This is a genomic window from Glycomyces tritici, assembly GCF_030403505.1.
Genome location: NZ_JAUEMJ010000005.1, coordinates 392,347 through 415,668 on the forward strand (window position 1 = coordinate 392,347; position 23,322 = coordinate 415,668).

The following is a 23,322-nucleotide window of genomic DNA, read 5'->3' on the forward strand; positions in this document are numbered from 1 at the left end:
GCCGCATGATCGAGCACCACGTCCGCGCCCACGCCTCCCGCGAGGCACTGCCGCGCGAGCAGGAGCTGGCCTGGAAGATCGCGCAGGTCGCCACCGACCCCGTCCCGGTCGAGCCCGACGTGGCCGAGATGATCGGCAACCGGGTCATCGACAACGCCGCCGTCGCGGCCGCGTCCCTCGCCCGCCGCCCGGTCGCCAACGCCCGCGCCCAGGCCTTCGCCCACCCCTACCGCCCCGGCGCGGCCGTCTTCGGCGCCGCCCCCGAGGTGCGGGCCTCGCCCGAATGGGCGGCATGGGCCAACGGCGTCGCCGTGCGCGAACTGGACTTCCACGACACGTTCCTCGCCGCCGACTACTCCCACCCCGGCGACAACATCCCGCCGGTCCTCGCCGCCGCCCAGCACCGCGGCCTCGACGGCGCGGCCCTCGTGCGCGGCATCGCCACCGGGTACGAGATCCAGATCGACCTCGTGCGCGGGATCTGCCTGCACGAGCACCGGATCGACCACATCGCCCACCTCGGCCCCGCCGCCGCCGCCGGCATCGGCACCCTCATGGGCCTCGACGCCGAAGTGATCTACCAGGCCATCGGCCAGGCGCTGCACACCACCACCGCCACCCGGCAGTCCCGCAAGGGCGCCATCTCCTCCTGGAAGGCCTACGCGCCCGCGTTCGCGGGCAAGGCCGCGATCGAAGCGGTCGACCGGGCCATGCGCGGCGAAGGCGCGCCCTCGCCCATCTGGGAAGGCGAGGACGGCGTCATCGCCAGGCTCCTCAGCGGACCCGAGGCGCGCTACACCGTGCCGCTGCCGGCCCCCGGCGAACCCAAGCGCGCCATCCTCGACTCCTACACCAAGGAGCACTCCGCCGAGTACCAGAGCCAGGCCCTCATCGACCTCGCCCGCCGCCTCGCGCCGCGCATCACCGACCTCTCGCGCGTCGCCGAGATCGTGATCCGCACCAGCCACCACACCCACAACGTGATCGGCACCGGCGCGAACGACCCGCAGAAGACCGACCCCGACGCCAGCCGCGAGACCCTCGACCACTCCATCATGTACATCTTCGCCGTCGCCCTCGAAGACCGCGACTGGCACCACGAGCGCTCCTACACCTCCGAGCGCGCCCACCGGGAGTCCACGGTCGCCCTGTGGCGCAAGGTCCGCACCCTCGAAGACCAGGAGTGGACCCGCCGCTACCACGACCCCGACCCCGACAAGCGCGCCTTCGGCGGCCACGTCACCGTCGTCTTCGACGACGGCACCACGCTCGACGACGAACTCGCCGTCGCCGACGCCCACCCAAGGGGCGCACGGCCCTTCGGCCGCGAGCAGTACCTCAAGAAGTTCCGCACCCTCGCCGACGGCGTCATCGCACCATCCGAGCAGGACCGGTTCCTCGACCTCGCCTGCCGCCTCGAGACCCTCGACGCCGCCGAGGTCCGCGCCCTCAACCTCGCCGCCCCTCCCGGCGCGCTCACCGCCACCGACAGCGCCGTTGCAAACCGTGGAGGACTCTTCCGATGACCCGACGCATCTCGCCGTCCCAGAAGCGCAAGGCCCTGCGCGCCGGACTCGCCTCCGGCCGCCTCCAGCGCCTCCCCGGCGCGTTCTCGCCGCTCGTCGCCCGCGCCGTCGCCGACCGCGGCTTCGAAGGCGTCTACGTCTCCGGCGCGGCGCTGGCCGCCGACCTGGCGCTGCCGGACATCGGCCTCACCACGCTCACCGAGGTCGCCGGGCGCGGCGGCCAGATCGCCCGCGCCACCGACCTGCCCACCCTCATCGACGCCGACACCGGCTTCGGCGAGGCGGCCAACGTGGCCCGCACCATCGCGGCCTTCGAGGACGCCGGGCTCGCCGGCTGCCACCTCGAGGACCAGGTCAACCCCAAGCGCTGCGGCCATCTCGACGGCAAGGAGGTCGTGTCGGCCGCCGCGATGCTCCAGCGGGTGCGCGCCGCCGTCCAGGCCCGCACCGACCCGGACTTCGTCATCTGCGCCCGCACCGACGCCCGCGCCGTCGAGGGCCTGGACGCCGCGATCGACCGCGCCAAGGCCTATGTGGACGCCGGGGCCGACATGGTCTTCCCCGAGGCGCTGCGCACCGAAGCCGAGTTCGCGGCCTTCCGGGAAGCGGTCGACGTGCCGCTGCTGGCCAACATGACCGAGTTCGGCACCTCGCCCGGCCTCACCGCCCGCCGACTCGAGGACCTGGGCTACAACCTCGTCATCTGGCCCGTCTCGAGCCTGCGCGCCGCCATGGGCGCCGTCGAAGACCTCTTCGACACCTTGGAGACCGAGGGCACCCAGGCCTCCCATGTGGACCGGATGCAGACCCGCGCCCGTCTCTACGAACTCGTCGACTACGCCTCCTACCGCGCCTTCGACCAGCAGCTCTTCGACTTCAAAATCCCCGGGAGGGACGCATGAGCACCGAGATCCGCAAGGGCCTGGCCGGAGTCGTCGCCGACACCACCGCCATCAGCGAGGTCGTCCCCGAGACGAACTCCCTCACCTACCGCGGCTACCCCGTGCAGGAGCTCGCCCGCAGCTGCTCCTTCGAAGCGGTCGCGCACCTCATCTGGTACGGCGAGCTGCCCGACGCCGCCGCGCTCTCCCGCTTCGCCGAACGCGAAGGCGCGCAACGGGAGGTCACCCGCTCGACTATCGGCGTCGTCGACCGCGTCCCGGACAACTGCCACCCCATGGACCTGCTGCGCACCGCCGTCTCCTGCCTCGGCGCCGAAGACCCGGCCGAGGACGACAACAGCCCGGCCGCCAACCGCGCCAAGGCCGAGGCGATGTTCGCCAAGCTCCCCACGATCGTCGCCCACGACTTCCGCCGCCGGAAGGGCCTCGACCGCATCGCCCCGGACCCGGGCCTGGGCTTCGCGGAGAACTTCTTCCACATGTGCTTCGGCACCGTGCCGGCCCCGGAAGTGCTGCGCTGCTTCGAGATCTCGATGATCCTCTACGCCGAGCACAGCTTCAACGCCTCCACGTTCACCGCCCGCACCGTCGCCTCCACCCTCTCGGACATCTACTCGGCCGTCACCGCCGCGATCGGCGCCCTCAAGGGCCCGCTCCACGGCGGCGCGAACGAGGCCGTCATGCGCATGATGCTCGAGATCGACGACCCCGCGCTCGCGGGCGACTGGCTGCGGGAGCGCCTGGCCGCCAAGGAGAAGGTGATGGGTTTCGGGCACCGCGTCTACAAGGACGCCGACTCGCGCGTCCCGACCATGAAGGCCGCCTTCATCGACATGGCCGAGCTGACCGGCGGGGAGCGCTGGGTCGCCATGTACGAGGAGCTCGAGGCGGCAATGATGGCGGCCAAGGGCATCCACCCGAACCTCGACTTCCCGGCCGGGCCCGCCTACTACCTGATGGGCTTCGACATCCCGATGTTCACGCCGCTGTTCGTCATGTCCCGCATCACCGGCTGGACCGCGCACGTGATCGAGCAGCTGGAGTCGAACGCCCTCATCCGGCCGCTGAGCGCCTACACCGGACCCGCGCAGCGCGCGATCCCGCTGGCGGCGTAGCGGTCACGGGGCCTGCGCGTCATGCGGCTCGGCGCCGAACAGCAGCCGGTGCGTGCGGTCGCCCTGCCCGGTGGGGGAGTAGAGGCGCAGGCCCTCCTCGTGCGTCCAGGCGTAGCAGGCGATGCCGAAGACCACGAGGCTCAGGAGTGCGACCACGAGCAGGACCGCGCCGAGGGCGGACGAGAGCGGGATGACGATCCCGGCCTCGTCCAGGCCGATTGAGCCGCCGATCAGCACCACCGCGATTGCCAGGCTGACGAGGGCGGTCACCATGTGCCGCCTGCGGATCGCGCGTGACAGCATGGTGCTGCGCACGCGCAGCAGCAGCTCGGCGTCGCAGTTGTCGCAGTGCAGTTCGACGACCTTATCGCCGGTCGCGGGGCGGCGGATCTGGAACCCGGTGAGGTCGTAGCGCCGCTCCTCGCCGATCCAGACGAATCCGAAGGCGGGGCTGGTGCCGGTCAGGTGGCCGATCCGGACGGTCGACTGCTCGCGCAAGGGCTCCATGCCCCCAGCCTAGGAGGCCCGTGCCGGGACCGGTCCGGATGCGGGCCGCGGCGGCGACCGTGGCTCAGGTCAGGAGCGCCGGCGGCGGGTGCCGGCGCGCTTGGTGAACTTCTGGGCGATGAGCGAGGCCGAGCCCGCGATCACGGTCACGTTGAAGGCCATCTGGACGCACAGGAGTGAGCGGGCGACCTGGCCCTGTGCCGAGACGTCCCCGTACCCGACCGTGAGCAGCGTGCTCAGCGCGAAGTAGAGGGCGTCCACGCGGGTGTCCAGACCTTCGAATTCGCCGGGCCGGTACACGGCGACGGCGTAGTCGACGAGCGCGAACACCAGCAGCCCGGCGAGGATGCCCACGACCATCGCGCCGAGCGGCGCGTCGGGTTCGCGGATCTGCCGCACCGCCTGCCAGCGGATGGCGACCGCGACGGCGCCGAGCAGCGCGGCGGTGGCGACCCAGCGCAGGACCAGGACGGCGGCTTCGGGTTCGCTGCGGATCGGCACGACCAGGTACAGCACCAGGAGCGCGATGCCGGCGAGCGTCCACCGCAGCCGGTGGAACTGGTTCCTACGCTCCATGGGCGCCTCCCGCCGGTCCGGGGGCCGGCTCGTCGTCGCCGGTCCGGTCGATGAGCCGTTCGGTCACGAACGCGACGACGACGGCGATGAGCACGATCGGGGTCATCCCGGTGGCGCCCGATCCGAGCAGGAGCGTGATGAGGACGGCCGCCGAGACCGGCAGCGGCAGGATCGCCGCAGTGGCGGCGGCCATGCCCGCGGCCATCGCAGGAGCGATGCCGAGCCCGGGGAGTCCGGCCAGGAGCGCCCCGACTGCCGCGCCGAGGAACAGGGCCGGGAAGATCGGGCCGCCCCGCAGCGTCGCCAGCGACACCGCGTACGCCAGGCCCTTCAACGCCACCAGGGCCACGAGCGCCCAGGCGCCGGGCACGTCGCCCTCCGCGGTGAACACTCCGAGCGCTTCCTGCCCGGACAGCACCACCTCGACCGGGGATCGGCCGGTCAGCAGCGAGTAGGCCGCCGCCGCGGCGGCGGTCACGGCCACCGCGACCATCGCCATGAGCGCGGGTCGGCGGGCCGCATGCGGGACGAGGCGCCGCCCGAGGTGGTGGACCTGGCGCACGCCCACGGCGATGAGCACGGCCATGGGGATCGTCCACAGCAGATCGGCGAAGTCCGGTCGGGCGGGGACGTCGAGCCCGGGCAGGCTGAGCGAGGGCACCGCCAGGCCCGTCCAGGACCCGAGGCCGGTGAACACGAGCGCGCCGACGCCGGCGGCGAGCAGGCACGGCAGCACGACCCGGGTCTGCTTGAGTCCGGCCCGGCCCGCGGATTCGAGGATGAACACGGCCGCCACCAGCGGGCTGCCGAAGATGACGGCGATGGCGGAGGCCGAGCCGGACGCGCCGAGCAGCGCGCTCGCGGGGCCGCCGCGCGCGACCCACCTGCCGGTGAGGATCGCCGCGAAGGCCCCGCCCACGGCCATGAGCGGCGCTTCGGGCCCGAGCACGACGCCGAGCGGCAGACCGCCGAGCGCCGCGAGCAGGACGCCGGGCAGGTGCGAGGGCGGCACGGGTTCGGCCGAGAGGCCGTCGATCGGGACGTGCCCGCCGCGCCCCGGCAGGCGGCTGACCGCGACGGCGACGATCGCGCCGCCGACGAGGAGCCAGGGGACCGGCCACCACCACGGGACCGGATCGAACCCCCACCGCGCGGGCAGGTCCTCCCAGACGAGGTGGGTGAGCCAGTGCAGGAGGGCGAGGAAGGCGAAGGCCGCCACCGAGACCGGGACGCCGATCAGGGCCGCCAGGGCGAGCAGGCGCACGTACGCCGCGCCGAGCCGTTCCGGGGCCGGGCCTCCGGAAGTCCCGCCCATGCCGCCTCCCCGTTCTCGATCCTGCACTGTGGATCTTCCTACGGCTGCGGGCGGGCCGCAGGGCATTCGGCGTCCCGCCACCCCAGTCCCTCTTGCAACATACCCTAGGGGGGTATATAGTGATCCGGTCGCGGCCGCCCCGGGCCGCCGAGCACTGAGGAGCAACCGTGGACCACTCCGCCCATGAGCACCACGACCACCACGAGCACGCCGCACATGAGAGCCACACTGGACACGGGCATCACGAAGGCCACGCCTCCCAGGGGGACCGGCCGAACCCGGCCAGCTGGCGCATGGCCGCCTCCGCGACCCTCCACTGCCTCACCGGCTGCGCGATCGGCGAAGTCCTCGGCGTCGTCATCGGCACCGCCCTCGGCTGGCACGGCGCGGCCACCATCGCCCTCGCGATCGCCCTCGCATTCGTCTTCGGCTACGCCCTGACGATGCGCGGCGTCATGCGCGCCGGACTCTCCTTCAAGGACGCGCTCAAGGTCGCCCTCGCCGCCGACACCATCTCGATCGCGGTCATGGAGATCGTCGACAACGCCTTCATCCTCGCCATCCCCGGCGGGATGGAGATGGGCGTGGCCGACCCCAGGTTCTGGCTCATGCTCGCCGCCGCGCTCGCCATCGCCTTCGTGGTCACCGTCCCGATCAACCGCTGGCTCATCTCACGCGGCAAGGGCCACGCGGTCGTGCACCAGCACCACCGGCACTAGCGAGCGGTCACGCCGCGACCGGGCGAAGCGCCTCCATCGTCCGGTCCAGGCACGGTCCGAACACCTCCGGATCGGTGCCGCAATGGAGCGACGCCGCCTGGAGGCACGCGAAGGCCCCGCCCACAATGGCCCGCACGACCACCGCGTCAGGCTCGGCCCCGCTCTGCCCGGCCCGCTCCACCAGCAGCTCGGCGAGCGAGCGCTGCAGCAGGTCCAGCCGGCCCAGGTACGCCGCGAGCAGGCGCGGGCTCGCGCTCACGATCTCGTGCAGCACCTGGTCGCGCTCGCGCACCGCCGGATCGGCCAGCCGCTCCACCACCGGATCGAACGCGCGCCGCAGCGAATCCCACACCGACTCGCCGGGCGGACGGGCCTCCAGGCGCGCCGAGAGCTCCTCGCCCAGGCGCTCGACGCTGTCGAGCACCACCTCGTCCTTCGACGCGAAGTACCGGAAGAAGCTGCGCTGGGACATGCCGACGGCGGCGGCGATCTCATCGACCGTCGTCTCCTCGAAACCCTTCACCACGAACAGCGCCTCGGCCGTCCGCGCGATCCTCGACTGCACGGCCCGACGTGACACTTCTCGCAGACTCCCACCGGCGCCCATGACCCGGATGGTAGCAACTGCAATGATTGACAGTCACTGACACTTTCCGGCGCGCGCGTCCCGTCACCCTCCGACACCCCGGCGGGTCCCGGCACGGGCCAGTCGTGCACCGGCAGGAACACCACCGAAGGAAACATCCCCCATGACCGTTGACCAGCGACCGGCTGAGACCCCCGAGGCCGACGCCGCCCCATCCCCCGAACCGGGCATGACACGTCAGATCAAGATCGTGCTCGGCGTGCTCCTCGTGGCCACGTTCGTCATGATCCTCAACGAGACCGTGATGGGCGTGGCCCTGCCGCGCCTCATGGAGCAGTTCCAGATCACCGCCGCCACCGTGCAGTGGCTGACGACCGGCTTCATGCTCACCATGGCCGTCGTCATCCCCATGACCGGCCTCATCCTCCAGCGCTTCACCACCCGCACGGTGTTCCTCGCCGCCATCGGGCTGTTCTGCGCCGGCACCCTGCTGGCCGGCGTCGCCACGGTCTTCCCCGTGCTCGTCGTCGCCCGCGTGATCCAGGCCAGCGGCACCGCAGTCATGCTGCCGCTCCTCATGACCACCGTGATGACCTTCGTCCCGGCCGAACGCCGCGGACGCACCATGGGCTTCATCACCGTCGTCATCGCCGTCGCCCCCGCGATCGGCCCGACCTTCTCCGGGTTCATCCTCAACAACCTCACCTGGCGCTGGATGTTCCTCGCCGTGCTGCCCATCGCCGTACTGGCCCTCGTCCTCGGCGGGGTCCTCATCAAGAACCTCGGCGAGACGCGCCCGGTCAAGCTCGACCTGCTCTCCGCGCTCCTCTCGGCGGTCGCCTTCAGCGGCCTCATCTACGGCCTCAGCAGCCTCGGCGAGTCGGCGGCCGGGAACCACACCCCGATCCCGCCCTACGCCGCCGTCGCGGTCGGCGTCGTGTCCCTGGCCCTGTTCGTGTTCCGCCAGCTCCGGCTCCAGAAGCGCGACGCGGCCCTGATGGACCTGCGGCCCTTCAAGAGCCGCTCGTTCACCGTCGGCATCATCATGCTGCTCATCTCGATGGCGACCCTCTTCGGCTCGCTCATCCTGCTGCCGATCTACCTCCAGAACGTCCTGGGCCTCACCACCTTGGAGACCGGCCTGGTGGTCCTCCCCGGCGGCCTCGCCATGGGCGTCTCCGGCCCGTTCATCGGCCGCGTCTACGACAAGGTCGGTCCCCGGCCGCTCGTCATCCCCGGCTCGATGGTGCTCGCGGGCGCCCTCGGCCTCATGACGATGCTCGACACGACCAGCGAGACCTGGTTCGTCGTGGTCATCCACGTGCTGCTCAGCCTCGGCCTCAGCAGCCTCATGACCCCGCTCATGACCTCCTCGCTCGGCGCTCTGCCCATGGAGCTCTACCCCCACGGCAGCGCCATCATGAGCACCCTCCAGCAGGTCGCGGGCGCGGTCGGCACCGCCGTGTTCATCACCCTGATGACCACCGGCGCCGCCTCCAGCCTCGACTCCGGCGCGAACGACGTCGTCGCCCAGGCCGACGGCATCCACCTCGCCTTCCTGTGCGGCACCGTCATGGCCCTCGTCGCCGTGGCCGCCGCCTTCCTGGTGAAGAAGGCCGACAACCCGAACGGCGACGCCGTTCCGGCCCACTAACAGCACGAGCGAAGGCCCGGTCCCGTCCGCGGGGCCGGGCCTTTTCGCGCCCCCGCCGCCGGCACCGGGTGCTACCGTCCGAAGATGCCGCGAACCGACCAAGCCAGCAGGGACATACCCGCCTCCGTCGACCGCGTCTACACCGCGCTCGTCGACCCCGAAGCGCTCGCCGCGTGGCTCCCGCCCGCCGGCATGACCGGCCGCTTCGACCACTACGACCCCCGCCCCGGCGGCGGCTACCGCATGACCCTCACCTACGACGACCCCGCCGACGCGCCCGGCAAGACCACCGCCGACACCGACACGGTCGAAGCCCGCTTCATCGAACTCGTCCCGAACACCCGCATCGTCACCGAAGTCGACTTCGTCTCCGACGACCCGGCCTTCGCCGGAACGATGACCGGCGCGTGGACCCTCGAACCCGTCGCGGACGGCACCCGCGTCACCATCACCGCCGAGAACGTCCCGGACGGCATCAGCGCCGAAGACCACGCCGAAGGCCTGGGCTCCTCACTCCTCAACCTCGAGGCCTACCTCGAACGCTGAAGGCCGGGCCCCGAAGGGCCCGGCCCCGCTCGCGAGGTGCGGAGAGGACCCCGCTACTCGGTGACCTCCTGGAAGGCGCAGTCGTTCGCCTCCGGGTCGTTCGCGCCGTCCACGGTGCAGATCTCCATCACGTACTCCTCACCGGTGAGCACGTTCCACTGGAACGTCTTGAACTCGCCCGCGCCCAGTCCGTTGTAGAGGCTCTCGAGCTCGATCCACTCGCCGTCCTCGACGAGGTAGAGGCTGCCGCGCACGCCGTGGCCGTCAGGGTGCCAGTCGTGCACCGAGAACACGTCGCCCTCGTCGTGGTGGATGATCTCGGCGACGAGGTTCCCGCCGGCATCGTGGAGCTGCGCCTCGATGTCGGCGGCCTGCGCGGGGGCGGCGATGCTCGCGGCCAGGGCGAGACCGGCGCCGAGCGCCAGACCGGTACGCGCAATCCAGGTCTTGTTCATTGTGGAGGCTCCAATTCGCTTGGGGCGCACTGTCATCGGTGCACCTTCGTACCCATCAAGACGTGCATCGGACGCACTCTCCGTACCCCCAAAGGCCAGTGATCCGCGCCACTTCGCGGCGGCCGGCGGCTGTGCCTTTACCGGCTCTGCTTCCTCAACGGAAGTCCCGCGACGGCGCACTGGGGGTGTTCAGATCCAGGAGCGTCAGCTTGTCCGCCACGATCATCGGCATCGTGTCCTTCGGCGCGTCGACCGGCTTCTCCACCGCACCCCTGATCACCAGCGCCCTCGCCACCGACGCGACGCTCTGCCAGCGCTTCCAGAGCCCTTGGGAGCACACGATGTTCGCGATCCCCGTCTCGTCCTCCAGGCTCAGGAACGTGACGCCCTTCGCGGTCGAGGGGCGCTGGCGGTGCGTGACGATCCCGGCGACCTCGATCCGCGTGCCGTCCTCGGCGAACGGCAGCCGCGCGGCGGGCAGGACCCCGGCGGCGTCGAGCGAGGCGCGGACCAGCTCCATCGGGTGGGTCCGGACCGAGAGCCCCAGGCCGGTGTAGTCGGCGCGGGCGAGTTCGGCGCCGCTCATGCCGGGCAGGGTGGGCGGCGGCGCGGCCGGGCCGGTGCCGGGGATCGTGCCGGGGCGCTCGTCCACGGTCCCGGCCGCCCACAGTGCTTTGCGGCGGTCCGGTTCGAGGCTCTCGAAGGCGCCGGCGACGGCGAGCTTCTCCATGCGCTCCTTGCCGAGTCCGGTCCGGCGGGCCAGATCGGCGAGGCTCTCGAACGGGCCGTCCCGCTCGCGTTCGGCCACGATGCGCAGCGCGGCCGCCTCGCCGAGGCCTTTGACGTTGTCGAGGCCCAGGCGCAGGTCCGCTTCGCCGAGGATCGGCGCGCGGCGCTCGCGCCCGGAGGGGATGAGGGAGGCGACCGCTTCGCTGGCGTTCACGTCCGGGGCGAGGACGGCGAGGCCGTGGCGCTGGGCGTCGGCGATGAGCGAGGCGGGGGAGTAGAAGCCCATCGGCTGGCTGGCGAGGAGCCCGGCGTAGAACGCGGCCGGGTAGTGGCATTTGAGCCAGGCCGAGGAGTAGACGAGGTGGGCGAAGGAGGCCGAGTGGGATTCGGGGAAGCCGAAGTCGGCGAAGGACTTGAGCTGCTCGTAGACCTGATCGGCCTGCGCGCCGGTGATGCCGTTCGCGGCCATGCCCTTGTAGAGGCGCAGCCTGAGCTCCTCCATCTTCTCGGCGGAGCGCTTGGCGCCCATGGCCCTGCGCAGCTTGTCGGCCTCGCCGCCGTCGAATCCGGCGGCGTCGATGGCGATCTGCATGAGCTGCTCCTGGAACAGCGGCACGCCGAGGGTCTTCTTCAGGGCGGGCATCAGCTTCTCGGGCACGAGGTGCTCCCACGGCTCGCCGTGCCTGCGGCGCAGGTAGGGGTGGACCGAACCGCCCTGGATGGGGCCGGGCCGGATGAGGGCGACCTCGACGACGAGGTCGTAGAACACCTTCGGCTGCAGGCGCGGGAGGGTCGCCATCTGGGCGCGGGACTCGACCTGGAAGACGCCCACGGTGTCGGCGCGCTGCAGCATCTCGTAGACCACCTGCTCGTTCAGGTCGATCAGGGCGAGGTCGATCGCGTCGCCGTGGAAGTCGGCGATGAGGTCGACCATGCGGTGCAGGGCTTCCAGCATCCCCAGGCCGAGCAGGTCGAACTTGACGAGGTGGGCGTCCGCGCAGTCCTCCTTGTCCCATTGGAGGACGGTGCGGTCCTTCATGCGGGCCGGCTCGACCGGCACGATCTCGCTGACGGGCTGCTCGGTGAGGACCATGCCGCCGGGGTGGATGCCCAGGTGCTGCGGCATGTTGACGAGGTCCCCGGCGAGCGCCTGGACGTCGGCGGGGATGCCCTCGGCCTCCGCGGGGTCCACGCCGCCCCAGCGGTGGAGGCGCTTGGACCAGGCCAGGGCCTGGTCGGGGCCGTACCCGAGGGCTTTGGCGGCGTCGCGGACCGCCGAGCGCGGCCGGTAGGTGACCACGTTGGCCACCAGGGCGGCCCGGTCGCGGCCGTACTTCTCGTAGACGTACTGGATGACCTCTTCGCGGCGGCCCGATTCGATGTCGAGGTCGATGTCGGGCGGGCCGTCGCGGTCGGAGGAGAGGAACCGCTCGAACAGCATCCCGTACGCCACGGCGTCCACCTTGGTGATGCCGAGGGCGTAGCAGACGGCGCTGTTGGCGGCCGATCCCCTGCCCTGGCAGTAGATGTCGTGCTCCCGGCAGAAGTTCACGATGTCGGCGACGATGAGGAAGTAGCCGCTGAACTCCAGTTCCCCGATGACCTGCAGTTCGCGTTCGATCTGGTCCCAGGCGCCGGCGACCCGCTCCCGCCCCCGCGGCCCGTAGCGCACGGCGCCGCCCTCGTCGGTCAGCTTCCTGAGGTAGGAGTGGTCGTCGTGGCCGACCGGGACGGGGAAGTGCGGCAGCCGGGGCGCCAGCAGCTTGAGGCGGAAGGCGCACTCGGTGGCGATCCGCACGGATTCCTCAAGGGCCGCAGGGAAATCGGCGAAGCGCTGGGCCATCTCCTCGCCTGAGCGCAGGTGTGCCCCGGCGTTCGCGGGCAGGTGCGGGTCGGTCGCCTCGAGGGTGCTGCGGGCCCGGATGGCGGCGAGCGCGGCGGCGGTGCGGGCGCGGTTCGGGGCCGCGTAGTGGACGTTGTTGGTGGCCACGATCGGCAGGCCGAAGCGGTGCGCCAAGGCCGCGAGCGTCTCGATCCGCTCCGTGTCGCCGGGCAGGTCGTGGCAGGTGAGTTCGACGGCGAGGTGCTCGGGGCCGAAGGCGTCGGCGAGTTCGCGCAGCGCGCCTTCGGCGGCATCGGGCCCGCCCGAGTCCAGGGCCGTGTTGAGGAAGCCCTTGCGGCAGCCGGTGAGGATCTGCCAGCCGCCGTTCGCGTGGGCGCCCAGCCCGGCGAGGGAGTAGCGGGGCCGGTCCTTCTCGCCGCCTTCGAGTTTGGCCGCGGTGATGGCGCGCGAGAGGGCGCGGTAGCCGTCGGGGTCGCGGGCGAGGACGACGAGGTGGCGTCCGGCCGGGTCGACCTGGCCGCGGCGGGCCCGGGGCAGGTCGAGGTTCAGTTCGGCCCCGAAGACCGAGGGGAGGCCGAATCCGGTTGCGGCCGAGTCGAACTGCGGGATCGCGTACAGGCCGTCGTGGTCGGTGATCGCGAGCCCTTTGAGGCCGAGCCGGTAAGCCTCGGCGGCGAGCGCGGCGGGGGCGTCCGCGCCGTCGGCGAAGGAGTAGTGGGAGTGGCAGTGCAGCTCGGCGTAGTCAGTCATACCAGCCCACCGCCTTCCACTGCCCGCCTTCGCAGACGAGGAGGGCGGCGCGGCCGTCGGCGAGTTCGACCTGGAGGCGCGCGTAGCGCCGGGCCGCCGGGCTCCACCAGCGCTCGGACACCGGCCACGGCCCCGCCCATGCGACCACCGGGACCTGCTTGCCGCCCAAGGCGACCATGGCCGGGGACGCGGACAGGTCGCCCCTGGCGAGCGCCTGGACGGGGGCGCCGGCCGCGTCGAGGACGGCGACGTGGTCGTCGGTGCCGATGAGGCTGGGCAGCGGGTCGGGCAGCGTCCCTGGCCAGGGCCCCGAAGGCGGCGGCGGCGCGTGCTCGACCTCCCATGCGGCGGCGCCGTACCGCTCGTCGAGGTCGCGGCCGTCGGTGGCGGCGGCGATCTGCACGGCGTCGGGGCCGAACCGGCTCTGGGCGTGCCGCAGGGCGGCTTCGGCCTTCACATCTCGGGCGGCCTTGTCGCCCCACAGTCCGCGCCCGGCCGCGACCAGGCCGATGAGTCCGCCGGGGGCGAGTTCGAGCACGGTGATGGCGTGCGCGGTCTCGTCGGCCGTTTCGCTTGCGGCACTGGTGGAGAGCCAGCCTTCGAGCTGCCAGCGCACGCGGCGGGACAGTTCGGCCGCGCCGATGGCGGGGTCGAGCTGCCAGGTGCGGCGGCGCTCCATGCCGCTGCCGGTGCGGGCGGTGATGTGGACGCGGGTGCAGGCGAGGTTGCGGGCGTCGAGCAGGCGCAGCAGGCGCTCGGCGAGGGGCCGGGCGGCGAAGACGGCCTGCTCGACCGTGGCGTACGGGGTCTCGGGGGTGTCGGCCACGGTCAGCTCGGGCGCGGCCGGGCGGGGGACGAGGGGGCGGGCGAGCTGCCCGGCGGCGAGCAGCTGGGCCCGCCGCACGGCCGCGCCGAACCGCTCCGCGACGGCCTGGCCGGGCAGGTCGCGGAAGGCGCCGATCGTGTCGATGCCCAAGTGCCGCAGGGTCTCGCAGGTCTCGGGGTCGACCAGGCCGGTGGCCTGGAGGTCGCGGATGTCGCGGCGGGCGAGGAAGGCCGCATCGCGTCCGGCCGGGACGATCCGTCCTTCGCGCGCGGCGAGGACGGCGGCGAACAGGCCGTCCGCGACCCCGGTCAGGCAGTCCTGGTCCACGAGCCCGGCGACGGTGTCGATGAGGGCCTCGCAGAACACGGCCTCATCGCCGGCCCCGCGCCGCAGCGGCACGGCGACGACCCCGGGCTCGAGCACTTCGACATAGGGGGTGAGCAGGTCGAGCGCGTCGAGCACCGGCTCGAACCCGGCCGAGTCATCGGCGTCCCAGTCCACGAGCCGCATCACGAGCACCCGGCTCCCGGCCCGCCGCACCCGCACGCTCATGAGGGCTCCCCGGACCGGCGAAGCGGCACGACCGAGCCGCCCGCACGTTTCACCGCCCCACCGGCTCCGGCCGCGCCCTCGGGCTCATCGACCTGCGCGAACTGGGCGCCGCCCGCACGGGGCCGCGCGCTGTTCGGTTCGGCGGCACCGTGATCCACGGTGGACCTCGCGCGCAGGTCGATGACGTTCTCGCGGGCGGGACGGTCCTTCTCCACTTGACCGCCGTAGGGCCAGATTCGGGCCTTGCGGGTGCTCCCGGTGCGCCAGTGGGCGGCGACCTCCAGTTCGCAGGCGTCGAGGCGGCCGGCGCCCCAGCGGCGTCCGGCGTTGGGGCGCAAGCCCTTCCAGCGCGCACGGGCGACCTCGAGCCGGGCGTCGGCGCCCGCCACCGGGCGGGTCTCCCACCAGATGATCGCGGTGCCGCTCTTGCGGGCGCGGGCGGCCAGCCGCCGCGTCTGCGTCGGGGTGAGCCCTTCGCTCGGCACCACCACCGCGGCGACGCCCTCGGCCAGCGTCCCCGCCGCCTCGACCACGAGCGGTCCCGGATCGACCAGCGCCACCCGTCCGAGGTCGACCCCGGCGGCCGTCGCCGCCAGCGGGTACACCCGCGGCATCCCGACCAGCGCGCACCACGCGCCCGACCCGGTCGGGCCTGCCAGCAGCCGCCACAGCAACGATGTCGCCCCGCGCCGCGAGGCCATGATCGCGGTCACAGTCGCGAGTCCGCCGTAGGGCAGGAGCGCGGAAATGTCAGGGGTGACGGGCAGGATGATCCGCGAAGGCTGCATCGCGGCGTCAGGGGCGGCCTCGGCGGGCCGCGGCTCGGCGACCACCGCGGCGCGCGGCGCGGTCGCGAGTGATCCGGTGTCCGGCGGCGGCTCGCCCGCAAGGCGGGCCTCGCGCCCGGGCCTCGCGTCGGCTGCGGGGCGCAGCTCTGCGGCGGTGCGCAGGCCGAGCTCAGCGGCCAGCGCGGCCGCGACGGATGTCGCCACCAGTTCCCCCGTATCTGTCGAACATGTGTATCAAGATCAACATACCGAACTGCGGGCGGCGCGCAAGCTCAAACAGGTGTTTGATAAATCTCCCGGCGGCAATCCGCGACCCGGCCCAGGTCACATGGCATGGAATGGCCACGAATCGGCATTTCCGCGATGATCGCGCCCATCGGGCCCAGGGCGAGCGAGCGGCGGGGAAAGCGCCCGAACGGCCGGTCTCGCCAGTGATCGCCCTGGCGGGAAGGCGTGCGGAGGGGAAGCGGGCCTGCGGCGGCCGTGCTCGCCGGTGATCGCCCTGGCGGGAAGGGGCGTGAAGGGAAAGGGCCTGTCTCGGGGTGTCGCTGCGGGCCCGTCCTGCTGTGCGAGGCGCGGCTAGGCCGATCTGCCGGGCCCGCGCACCGGTGCCCGGAAACGCAGAAAGGAAGCCGCCTGCGCCGCTTCCCTCTTCAGAATATAACCCGGGTGTGCCGGACAAGGGCACACCGGGGTGTGTTTTCGCAGGTCAGCATGGTTCACACTCGTACTTTCAGCTCGAAGGGAGCCGCTGAGTGAACCCGAAGTCCGACAGCGCATTCCAACTGCCCGAGCGCCTCGCCGCGAAGGCCGACCCGAAGCTCATCGCCGACGACGAGCGCCATTTCGCCGCCATCGCGGCCAGCCTGGAGCAGTCGATCGCCGAGGCGGCCGACCGCCTCGCCGCCATCCGCAGAGAGGAGGGCGGGACGGGGCGCTTCGAGGGCCAGGCCGCGGCCGACCGCGACCGGGAGATCCACCGGCTGACCGGCCGCCTCGGCGCCCTGCGCCGCTTCGGCCTGGACCTGTGCCTCGGCCGGACCGTCACCACCGCGGGCGAGACGGTCTACATCGGACGCCTCGGGCTGACCGGCGACGACGGCCGCCGCCTGCTGCTCGACTGGCGCTCGCCCGCCGCCGAGCCGTTCTTCGGCGCCACCCACGCCGACCCGATGGGCCTGGCCAGCCGCCGCCGCTACCGCTGGACCCGCGGCCGCATCAGCGACTACTGGGAGGAGGTCTTCACCCCTGACGGCCTCGAAGGCCATGCGGCCCTTGACGACCAGTCCGCGTTCATCGCCAGCCTCAGCACCAGCCGGTCCGAGCGGATGCGCGACGTCCTGGGCACCATCCAGGCCGACCAGGACGCCGTCGTCCGCGCCGGGTCGAGCGGCACGCTCGTGGTCGACGGCGGGCCCGGCACCGGCAAGACCGTCGTCGCCCTCCACCGCGCCGCCTACCTGCTCTACTCCGACCCGCGGGTCGGCCACCACCGCGGCGGCGTCCTCTTCGTCGGCCCCCACCAGCCGTACCTCGCGTACGTCGCCGACGTCCTCCCCAGCCTCGGCGAGGAGGGCGTGCAGACCTGCACCCTCCGCGACCTCCAGCCCGAAGGGGCGGACGCGCCGGACGAAGCCGATCCCGACGTGGCCGCCCTGAAGGCCGGTGCGGACATGGTCAAGGCGATCGAGCCGGCCGTGCGCCGCTACGAGCGCCCGCCCGCCGAGGAACTGGCCGTGGAGACCCACTGGTCCGAGGTCCGGCTCAGCGCCGACGACTGGGCCGACGCGTTCGACGCCGCAGGCCTCGGCACGCCCCACAACGAGGCGCGCGAGCAGATCTGGGACGAACTGGTCGCGATCATCGCCGAGAAGCACGACGAGGACGAGATCGAGGAGGACCTGCTGCGCCGCTCCCTCGCCCGCAACCGCGAACTCACCAGGGCCTTCGACAAGGCCTGGCCCGTCATCGAACCCACCGACCTCGTCGCGGCACTGTGGGCGGTCCCCGACTTCCTGCGCATGTGCGCCCCCTGGCTCGACGAGGACCAGGTGGCACTGCTCTACCGCGAGGACCCCAAGGCCTGGACCACCGCCGACCTGCCGCTCCTGGACGCCGCGCGGCACCGGCTCGGCGACCCCGAGGCCTCCCGCCGGGCCCGCCGCCGCGAAGCCGAGATCGCCTCCGAACGGCAGGTCATCGACCGGGTCGTGGAGGAGATCCTCGAGGCCGGCGACGGCAATGTGGAGGAGATGATCCTCCTCAAAGGCGCCGACCTGCAGGACGCCCTGGTCCACTACGAGGACCTGGAGGCCCCCGAACCCGACCTGCTCGCCGGGCCGTTCGCGCACGTCATCGTCGACGAGGCCCAGGAGCTCACCGACGCCGAGTGGCAGATGCTGCTGCGCCGCTGCCCGTCCCGGAGCTTCACCATCGTCGGCGACCGCGCCCAGGCGCGGCACGGCTTCACCGAGTCGTGGAGCGAACGGCTGCGGCGCATCGGCCTGAACCAGGTCCGCCTGGCCGCCCTGAGCATCAACTACCGCACGCCCGAAGAGGTCATGGCCGAGGCCGAGCAGGTCATCCGGGCCGCGATCCCGGACGCCAACGTGCCCGTCTCGGTCCGCAGCAGCGGCGTCCCCGTCCAGTACGGGTCCACTGAGGATCTCAAGGCGATCCTCGACGCCTGGCTCGCCGAGCACCGCGACGGCACCGCCTGCGTCATCGGCGACACCGGCTTCGAAGCGACCGCGCGCGTCCGCTCGCTCACCCCGGAGCTGTCGAAGGGCCTCGAGTTCGACCTGGTCGTCCTCATCGACCCGGAGGGCTTCGGCGTCGGCATCGAAGGCGCGGTGGACCGCTACGTCGCGATGACCCGCGCCACGCAGCGACTCGTGGTCCTCACCAGCCGATGAACCCGTGAACCCCGGTCCGCGGCACCCGCTGCGGCGCAGCCCGGTTCAGGCGGTCTCCCCGCGCGCGTCGAAGCCCGCGGGGAGACCCGCGACCATGTCGGTGTAGTCGCCGAAGGCCCGCTCCACCTGGTCGCGCTCCAGACCGAACCGGTCCAGGCGGTACTCGTGCGGGCGGCGCTGTCCGGGGCGGGCGAGCAGGTGCTCCAGGTGCGCCGATTCCCGGTCGTCCCAGGCCAGGCCGAGCCGTTCGTACAGGAGCGGCACCTGGTGCCGGGCGTCGTCGGTCATCTGCGTGTAGCCGACGTCGATGATCTGCCCCGGCAGGCCGGCGCGGGCCGCCCTGCTCATCTCGACGGCCTCCACCAGCAGGCTCAGCGCGGTGGCACCGATCTGCGCCGGGTCGTACTTGCGCAACTGCACCGACCAGCCCACCTCCATGAGCGAGCAGTACGAGGCCACCACGGTCGCGGGGTCGCGGTGGTTCCACACCACCTGGGCCCCTGGGAAGGTCTCGGCCAGGGTCGGCAGCGCCCACAGGTGGCAGGGGGTCTTGAGGACCCAGCGCCGGCGCTCCCGCCCGTACTGCATGACCTGCAGCGCCTGCTTCAGGAACCGGTAGTCGTCGGTGAAGTCGCGGTCGCGGCGCCACTGCCTCGCGCTCTCCATCGGACCGCAGACCCCCCACAGGAAGATGTGGAACGGCAGCAGGAAGATGCACTCCTCAGGCAGCATGGCGTCCATCTTGTGGATGTCCCCGAAGACGGGCGCGGCCTTGTCGTACGTGCCGATGAAGTCCTGCGCGTCTTTGATCGCGGCCTCGGCCAGCGCCTCGTCCGCCCCGACCGGCAGCGTATTGAACATCTCCCACAGCAGCGGGGCGCGATTGCCCGCCGGGTGGGCGAGCAGGTTGTGCGTGAAGGTGGTGGCCGTCCGCGGCAGGCCGGTCACCACGATCGGCGCCGTGATCGGCTCCTCCTCGATCTCGGGGTGCTCGGCGACGGCCCGGGCGACGCGGAAGCGGTTGGTGGTCCGGGTCTGCAGGGAGCCGAGGACCGAGGCCCAGCCGATGGCGGACGCGTAGTCCTGGTCCGCCCAGGCGCGCATGACGAAACGCGCGTCCGCGAGGTACTGCTCGTGGTCGGCCGCCCGCCCGCCGGTCTCGGCTTCGGCGGTCGCGATCAGCCTGTCGAAGGCCTTGTCGACCCGGCGGCCCGCCATAGTGGGGGCGAGGAGCAGGTTGAGGGCTTTGATGGTGAACGTGGCCTGTCCCATGAAGGGGCTCCTCGCATCGACGTGCCTGGCTCCGAAAGGGATTCGGGGATACCAGGCAGGATATGGGCGCGGTCCCGCCGGCACAAGCCAGGCCGGGCGCGCCGCTGAGGACCCGCGTTCGCCGCGCGGCCGGTCCCGACCGCCGTTCGCGCTCCGGCGAACCGCGCCGTCCCGGCCGGGCCCGCAACTGCTCGGTGGTTGCCACACACCGAAGATAGGATCTGCAATCATTGCTGTAATCGAATGTAAGCACCAACTAGTGGTCGGTTTTCAATATGCGCACGGTGACCCTGCACCTCGACGAGCCGCCGGAGGTCGTCAACGCCGGCGTCGGCATCCACGGCCTCAACCTGCCCGAGGAGCGCTTCCTCCTGCCCGACCTGTGGCAGATCCACCTGCACAAGTACGAAGGCGCGATCGAACTCGGCGGCACCGTCCACCCCATCAGACCCGGCTGCGTGAGCCTGATCCCGGCCGGCGCCGAAGTCCTCTTCCGCTACCGGGGCCGCTCCGAGAACCTCCACATCCACGCGCGCCTTCCCAAGGGCGGCAACCGGCACACCGTGCCGGTCATGCAGGACGCCGGACCGACCGCGCCCGCGCTGGCCGAGATGTTCCGGCAGGCGGTCACCGCCGAGGCCCCGGCCCGCGCGAACGCCGAGGCCTGGGCGCTCCTGTGGCGGATGACGCGGCTCGATCCGGGACCGGTCGGCGCCGGGCACCACCGCTCGGTGGAGGCGGCCCTGGCCTACATCGAGGAGCACCTGCCCGCCCCGCTCGCCGTGCCGGAGATCGCCGCCGCGGTCGGCCTCTCGCACAACCACTTGACGCGGCTCTTCCACGCCGCCACCGGCACCACCGTGGTCGCCCACATCCGCCGCCGCCGCCTCGAGCGGGCCCGGCACCTCCTGCTGGAGTCGACCCTGTCGATCCCGGCGGTCGCCGCGGCGGTGGGCATCGCGGACCTCCAGGCGTTCAACAAGGCCTGCCGCCGCGAGCTCGGGGCCTCGCCGCGGGCCGTCCGCGAGGGCGCCCGGAAACTCTGAACCGCCGAGGGGTTCCGAACGCGGGTTACTCTGCGGTACCTTCACGAACGTTACTCGCGTCACTCTCGGAGGTGCCTGTGGTCGCAATGCCGCGCTTGCCCGACTTCGCTTGGGGGGTGGCCACTTCGGCCTTCCAGATCGAAGGCGCCACAGCGGCCGACGGCCGCGGGCCGTCGGTCTGGGACACCTACACCGGCACGCCCGGGAAGATCCGCGACGGCCACACCGCCGCGACCGCCTGCGACCACTACCGCCGGTACCCCGAGGACATCGCCCTCATGCGCGACCTCGGCATCGACGTCTACCGGTTCTCGATCGCCTGGCCCCGCGTGCGCCCGACCGGGACCGGCCCCGCCAACCCGGCCGGCCTCGACTTCTACGAACGCCTCGTCGACGCCCTCCTGGACGCCGGGATCGCCCCCATGGCGACCCTCTACCACTGGGACCTCCCGCAGCCCCTCGAAGACGCCGGCGGCTGGCTCGACCGCGACACCGCCCACCGCTTCGCCGAGTACGCCGCGATGTGCGCCGAGCGCCTGGGCGACCGCGTGTGCCACTGGATCACCCTCAACGAGCCGTTCGAGCACATGGCCCTCGGCTACGCGCTCGGCCAGCACGCCCCCGGCCACACGCTCCTGCTCGACGCGCTCCCCGCCGCCCACCACCAGCTCCTCGGCCACGGCCTCGCCACCAGCGCCCTGCGCGCCGCCGGCGCACCGTTCGTCATGCTCACCAACAGCTACACGCCCGCGGTGCCCGCCACCGACGGCGACGACGACCGCGCCGCCGCCGAGACCTACGACCTCCTCCACCGCCGCCTGTTCACCGACCCGGTGCTCCTCGGCCGCTACCCCGACCTCGCGCCCTTCGGACTCCAGACCCTGCCCTTCGTCAAGGACGGCGACCTCGAGGCCATCGCGCAGTCCCTCGACGGCCTCGGCGTCAACTACTACAACCCGACCCGCCTCGCCGCGGCCCCGACCGGATCGCCGCTGCCGTTCGACATCGTGGAGTTCGACGACGTCGCGACCACCGACTTCGACTGGCCCGTCATCCCCTCCGGCCTCACCCGGACCCTGGTGGAGCTCACGGCGGACTACGGCGCCGACCTCCCGCCCCTGTGGGTCACCGAGAACGGCTGCTCCTACACCGTCCCGCCCGCCGCGGACGGCTCGATCCCCGACCAGGACCGCATCGACTACCTCGCCGCCCACGTCGAAGCCCTCGACGCCGCGATCGGCCAAGGCGCCGACGTGCGCGGCTACCTCGTGTGGACCCTCCTCGACAACTTCGAATGGGCCGAAGGCCTCCACCAGCGCTTCGGACTGGTGCATGTGGACCCCGAGACCCAGGACCGCACCCCGAAGGCCTCCTTCGCCTGGTACCGCGCGCACATCGCGAGCAGACGCCCGTGACCGCCGCCCCCGCCGCCCCTGCGCCCGCCGCCCTCGCCGAACCCGAACGCAACGTCGGCAAAGCCTGGATCGGCGGCATCACCACCGGGATGCTCGGCCTCTACATGGCCTTCTTCACCCCCATCCAGGTGCTCCTGCCCCTCCAGCTCGCCGAGATCGACGACGACGGCAAGGTCGCCGCGTTCGGCCTCGTCACCGGCTTCGGCGCGCTCGTCGCCGTCATCGCCAACCCCCTCGCCGGCGCGCTCTCCGACCGCACCACCGGCCGCTTCGGCCGCCGCCACCCCTGGACCCTCGGCGGCATGGCCGTCGGCGCGCTCGGCCTCTACCTGCTCGGCCTCCAGACCACCGTCATCGGCGTGCTCCTGTGCTGGTGCCTCGCCCAAGCGGCCCTCAACGCCGGGTACGCCAGCCTCAACGCGGGCATCCCCGACCACGTCCCGGTCCGCCAGCGCGCCGTCGTCTCCGGCTGGATCGGGTTCCCGCAGGCCCTCGGCCTCGTCCTCGGCGCGGTCATCGTCACCATGCTGGTCACCGACATCCCGACCGGCTACCTCGTGATCGGCGCGGCCGCCCTGGCCATGGCACTCCCCTTCGTACTGTCCACACCGGACCCGCCGCTGCAGCGCGCCGACCGGCCCCCCTTCGACTGGCGGGCCCTCCTCGCCACCTTCTGGGTCTCGCCCCGCGCCCACCCCGACTTCGCCTGGGCCTGGTTCACCCGCTTCCTCGTCATGCTCGGCAACGCCACCGGCACGCTCTACCTGCTGTTCTTCCTGCAGGACGCCGTGCACTACGAGGAGCTGTTCCCCGGGCACAGCGCCGACGAGGGCGTCCTGATCCTCACGCTCCTGTACACCGGCGGCGTCATCGCCACCTCGGTGGCGGGCGGCGTGCTCTCGGACCGCATCGGCCGCCGCAAGCCGCTCGTCGTGGTCTCCTCCGCGATCATGACCGTCGCCGCACTGCTCCTGACGTTCTGGCACACCTGGCCCGCCGCGATCGCCGCCGCCGCGATCATGGGCGCGGGCTTCGGGATCTACCTCTCCGTCGACCAGGCCCTCATCACGCAGGTCCTCCCGGCCGCCTCCGACCGCGCCAAAGACCTCGGCATCATCAACATCGCCTCCACCGCACCGCAAGTCCTCGGCCCGGCCCTCGCCGCGGTGACCGTGGCCGGGCTCGGGGGCTACTCCACGCTCTACGCCTTGAGCGCGGCGGCCACGCTCCTCGGCGGCATCCTGGTGTGGCCCATCAAATCCGTGCGCTGAACGGGCGGCCCGCC

The 23,322-nt window shown here is 72.3% G+C and carries 19 protein-coding genes; 10 read left to right on the forward strand and 9 right to left on the reverse strand.

Going from position 1 to position 23,322, the window contains the following annotated elements:
• Positions 1-5: 5 nt before the first annotated feature.
• From QWI33_RS18640 to QWI33_RS18650, 3 genes are read left to right on the forward strand one after another with little or no spacing between them, the layout of a single operon-like run.
• Positions 6-1,526: an MmgE/PrpD family protein gene (locus tag QWI33_RS18640; RefSeq protein WP_289958655.1), complete on the forward strand. Its 1,521-nt coding sequence runs from the start codon at positions 6-8 to the stop codon at positions 1,524-1,526.
• Complete coding sequence (prpB, locus tag QWI33_RS18645) at positions 1,523-2,428, forward strand: methylisocitrate lyase (RefSeq protein ID WP_289958656.1); 906 nt, start codon at positions 1,523-1,525, stop codon at positions 2,426-2,428. Before QWI33_RS18640 ends, prpB begins: the two co-directional genes overlap by 4 nt.
• On the forward strand, positions 2,425-3,543 hold the full coding sequence (locus QWI33_RS18650; protein ID WP_289958657.1) for a bifunctional 2-methylcitrate synthase/citrate synthase: 1,119 nt from the start codon (positions 2,425-2,427) through the stop codon (positions 3,541-3,543). The genes prpB and QWI33_RS18650 overlap by 4 nt, the downstream gene beginning before the upstream one ends.
• Positions 3,544-3,546: 3 nt before the next feature.
• Here QWI33_RS18650 and QWI33_RS18655 read toward each other — a convergent pair whose 3' ends face one another.
• From QWI33_RS18655 to QWI33_RS18665, 3 genes are all read right to left on the reverse strand, one after another.
• Positions 3,547-4,050, reverse strand: coding sequence for a hypothetical protein (locus tag QWI33_RS18655; RefSeq protein ID WP_289958658.1), 504 nt, complete (start codon positions 4,048-4,050; stop codon positions 3,547-3,549).
• 69 nt (positions 4,051-4,119) lie between these two features.
• Positions 4,120-4,626 carry a potassium channel family protein gene (locus tag QWI33_RS18660; RefSeq protein WP_289958659.1) on the reverse strand — a complete coding sequence of 169 codons (507 nt, stop codon included), beginning with the start codon at positions 4,624-4,626 and terminating at the stop codon, positions 4,120-4,122.
• Positions 4,616-5,941: a chloride channel protein gene (locus QWI33_RS18665; protein ID WP_289958660.1), complete on the reverse strand. Its 1,326-nt coding sequence runs from the start codon at positions 5,939-5,941 to the stop codon at positions 4,616-4,618. The genes QWI33_RS18660 and QWI33_RS18665 overlap by 11 nt, the downstream gene beginning before the upstream one ends.
• Positions 5,942-6,108: 167 nt before the next feature.
• Here QWI33_RS18665 and QWI33_RS18670 point away from each other — a divergent pair, with 167 nt between their 5' ends.
• On the forward strand, positions 6,109-6,660 hold the full coding sequence (locus tag QWI33_RS18670) for a DUF4396 domain-containing protein (protein WP_289958661.1): 552 nt from the start codon (positions 6,109-6,111) through the stop codon (positions 6,658-6,660).
• Between the two features lie 7 nt (positions 6,661-6,667).
• Here QWI33_RS18670 and QWI33_RS18675 read toward each other — a convergent pair whose 3' ends face one another.
• Positions 6,668-7,267, reverse strand: a complete 600-nt coding sequence (locus QWI33_RS18675; protein ID WP_289958662.1) for a TetR/AcrR family transcriptional regulator — start codon at positions 7,265-7,267, stop codon at positions 6,668-6,670.
• A 142-nt stretch (positions 7,268-7,409) separates the two neighbouring features.
• Here QWI33_RS18675 and QWI33_RS18680 point away from each other — a divergent pair, with 142 nt between their 5' ends.
• Entirely contained in the window at positions 7,410-8,900 is a 1,491-nt protein-coding gene (locus tag QWI33_RS18680) for an MDR family MFS transporter (protein WP_289958663.1), read from the forward strand.
• Positions 8,901-8,984: 84 nt separating this feature from the next.
• On the forward strand, positions 8,985-9,446 hold the full coding sequence (locus QWI33_RS18685; protein ID WP_289958664.1) for an SRPBCC family protein: 462 nt from the start codon (positions 8,985-8,987) through the stop codon (positions 9,444-9,446).
• A gap of 53 nt (positions 9,447-9,499) precedes the next feature.
• On the opposite strand, the gene QWI33_RS18690 is transcribed toward QWI33_RS18685, so the two are convergent.
• The 4 genes from QWI33_RS18690 to imuA' form a co-directional block, all read right to left on the reverse strand.
• Positions 9,500-9,901 (reverse strand): hypothetical protein, encoded by a 402-nt coding sequence (locus QWI33_RS18690; RefSeq protein ID WP_289958665.1) that lies wholly within the window; start codon positions 9,899-9,901, stop codon positions 9,500-9,502.
• A 154-nt stretch (positions 9,902-10,055) separates the two neighbouring features.
• A complete protein-coding gene (locus tag QWI33_RS18695) occupies positions 10,056-13,223 on the reverse strand; it encodes an error-prone DNA polymerase (protein WP_289958666.1) in 3,168 nt (1,055 codons plus the stop codon).
• Positions 13,216-14,601, reverse strand: a complete 1,386-nt coding sequence (locus tag QWI33_RS18700; protein WP_289958667.1) for a DNA polymerase Y family protein — start codon at positions 14,599-14,601, stop codon at positions 13,216-13,218. The genes QWI33_RS18695 and QWI33_RS18700 overlap by 8 nt, the downstream gene beginning before the upstream one ends.
• Positions 14,598-15,593: a DnaE2-dependent mutagenesis accessory factor ImuA' gene (gene imuA' / locus QWI33_RS18705; protein ID WP_289958668.1), complete on the reverse strand. Its 996-nt coding sequence runs from the start codon at positions 15,591-15,593 to the stop codon at positions 14,598-14,600. The genes QWI33_RS18700 and imuA' overlap by 4 nt, the downstream gene beginning before the upstream one ends.
• A 551-nt stretch (positions 15,594-16,144) precedes the next feature.
• Between imuA' and helR the strand changes: the two genes are divergently transcribed.
• Entirely contained in the window at positions 16,145-18,304 is a 2,160-nt protein-coding gene (helR, locus tag QWI33_RS18710; protein ID WP_289958669.1) for an RNA polymerase recycling motor ATPase HelR, read from the forward strand.
• Positions 18,305-18,349: 45 nt separating this feature from the next.
• Here helR and QWI33_RS18715 read toward each other — a convergent pair whose 3' ends face one another.
• A complete protein-coding gene (locus tag QWI33_RS18715) occupies positions 18,350-19,576 on the reverse strand; it encodes a sulfotransferase family protein (RefSeq protein ID WP_289958670.1) in 1,227 nt (408 codons plus the stop codon).
• Positions 19,577-19,851: 275 nt separating this feature from the next.
• Here QWI33_RS18715 and QWI33_RS18720 point away from each other — a divergent pair, with 275 nt between their 5' ends.
• The 3 genes from QWI33_RS18720 (at position 19,852) to QWI33_RS18730 (ending at position 23,308) form a co-directional block, all read left to right on the forward strand.
• A complete protein-coding gene (locus QWI33_RS18720; RefSeq protein WP_289958671.1) occupies positions 19,852-20,622 on the forward strand; it encodes an AraC family transcriptional regulator in 771 nt (256 codons plus the stop codon).
• Between the two features lie 86 nt (positions 20,623-20,708).
• Positions 20,709-22,037 carry a GH1 family beta-glucosidase gene (locus QWI33_RS18725; RefSeq protein WP_289958672.1) on the forward strand — a complete coding sequence of 443 codons (1,329 nt, stop codon included), beginning with the start codon at positions 20,709-20,711 and terminating at the stop codon, positions 22,035-22,037.
• Positions 22,034-23,308: an MFS transporter gene (locus QWI33_RS18730; RefSeq protein ID WP_289958673.1), complete on the forward strand. Its 1,275-nt coding sequence runs from the start codon at positions 22,034-22,036 to the stop codon at positions 23,306-23,308. Before QWI33_RS18725 ends, QWI33_RS18730 begins: the two co-directional genes overlap by 4 nt.
• Positions 23,309-23,322 lie beyond the last annotated feature (14 nt).

What these genes read in the sequence shown, in the direction of transcription:
- QWI33_RS18640 (WP_289958655.1), top strand. Translation starts at nt 6, where the DNA reads ATGATCGAGCACCACGTCCGCGCCCACGCCTCCCGCGAGGCACTGCCG.
- prpB (WP_289958656.1), top strand. Translation starts at nt 1,523, where the DNA reads ATGACCCGACGCATCTCGCCGTCCCAGAAGCGCAAGGCCCTGCGCGCC.
- QWI33_RS18650 (WP_289958657.1), top strand. Translation starts at nt 2,425, where the DNA reads ATGAGCACCGAGATCCGCAAGGGCCTGGCCGGAGTCGTCGCCGACACC.
- QWI33_RS18655 (WP_289958658.1), bottom strand. Translation starts at nt 4,050, where the DNA reads ATGGAGCCCTTGCGCGAGCAGTCGACCGTCCGGATCGGCCACCTGACC.
- QWI33_RS18660 (WP_289958659.1), bottom strand. Translation starts at nt 4,626, where the DNA reads ATGGAGCGTAGGAACCAGTTCCACCGGCTGCGGTGGACGCTCGCCGGC.
- QWI33_RS18665 (WP_289958660.1), bottom strand. Translation starts at nt 5,941, where the DNA reads ATGGGCGGGACTTCCGGAGGCCCGGCCCCGGAACGGCTCGGCGCGGCG.
- QWI33_RS18675 (WP_289958662.1), bottom strand. Translation starts at nt 7,267, where the DNA reads ATGGGCGCCGGTGGGAGTCTGCGAGAAGTGTCACGTCGGGCCGTGCAG.
- QWI33_RS18680 (WP_289958663.1), top strand. Translation starts at nt 7,410, where the DNA reads ATGACCGTTGACCAGCGACCGGCTGAGACCCCCGAGGCCGACGCCGCC.
- QWI33_RS18685 (WP_289958664.1), top strand. Translation starts at nt 8,985, where the DNA reads ATGCCGCGAACCGACCAAGCCAGCAGGGACATACCCGCCTCCGTCGAC.
- QWI33_RS18690 (WP_289958665.1), bottom strand. Translation starts at nt 9,901, where the DNA reads ATGAACAAGACCTGGATTGCGCGTACCGGTCTGGCGCTCGGCGCCGGT.
- QWI33_RS18695 (WP_289958666.1), bottom strand. Translation starts at nt 13,223, where the DNA reads ATGACTGACTACGCCGAGCTGCACTGCCACTCCCACTACTCCTTCGCC.
- QWI33_RS18700 (WP_289958667.1), bottom strand. Translation starts at nt 14,601, where the DNA reads ATGAGCGTGCGGGTGCGGCGGGCCGGGAGCCGGGTGCTCGTGATGCGG.
- QWI33_RS18715 (WP_289958670.1), bottom strand. Translation starts at nt 19,576, where the DNA reads ATGGGACAGGCCACGTTCACCATCAAAGCCCTCAACCTGCTCCTCGCC.
- QWI33_RS18720 (WP_289958671.1), top strand. Translation starts at nt 19,852, where the DNA reads ATGCGCACGGTGACCCTGCACCTCGACGAGCCGCCGGAGGTCGTCAAC.
- QWI33_RS18725 (WP_289958672.1), top strand. Translation starts at nt 20,709, where the DNA reads ATGCCGCGCTTGCCCGACTTCGCTTGGGGGGTGGCCACTTCGGCCTTC.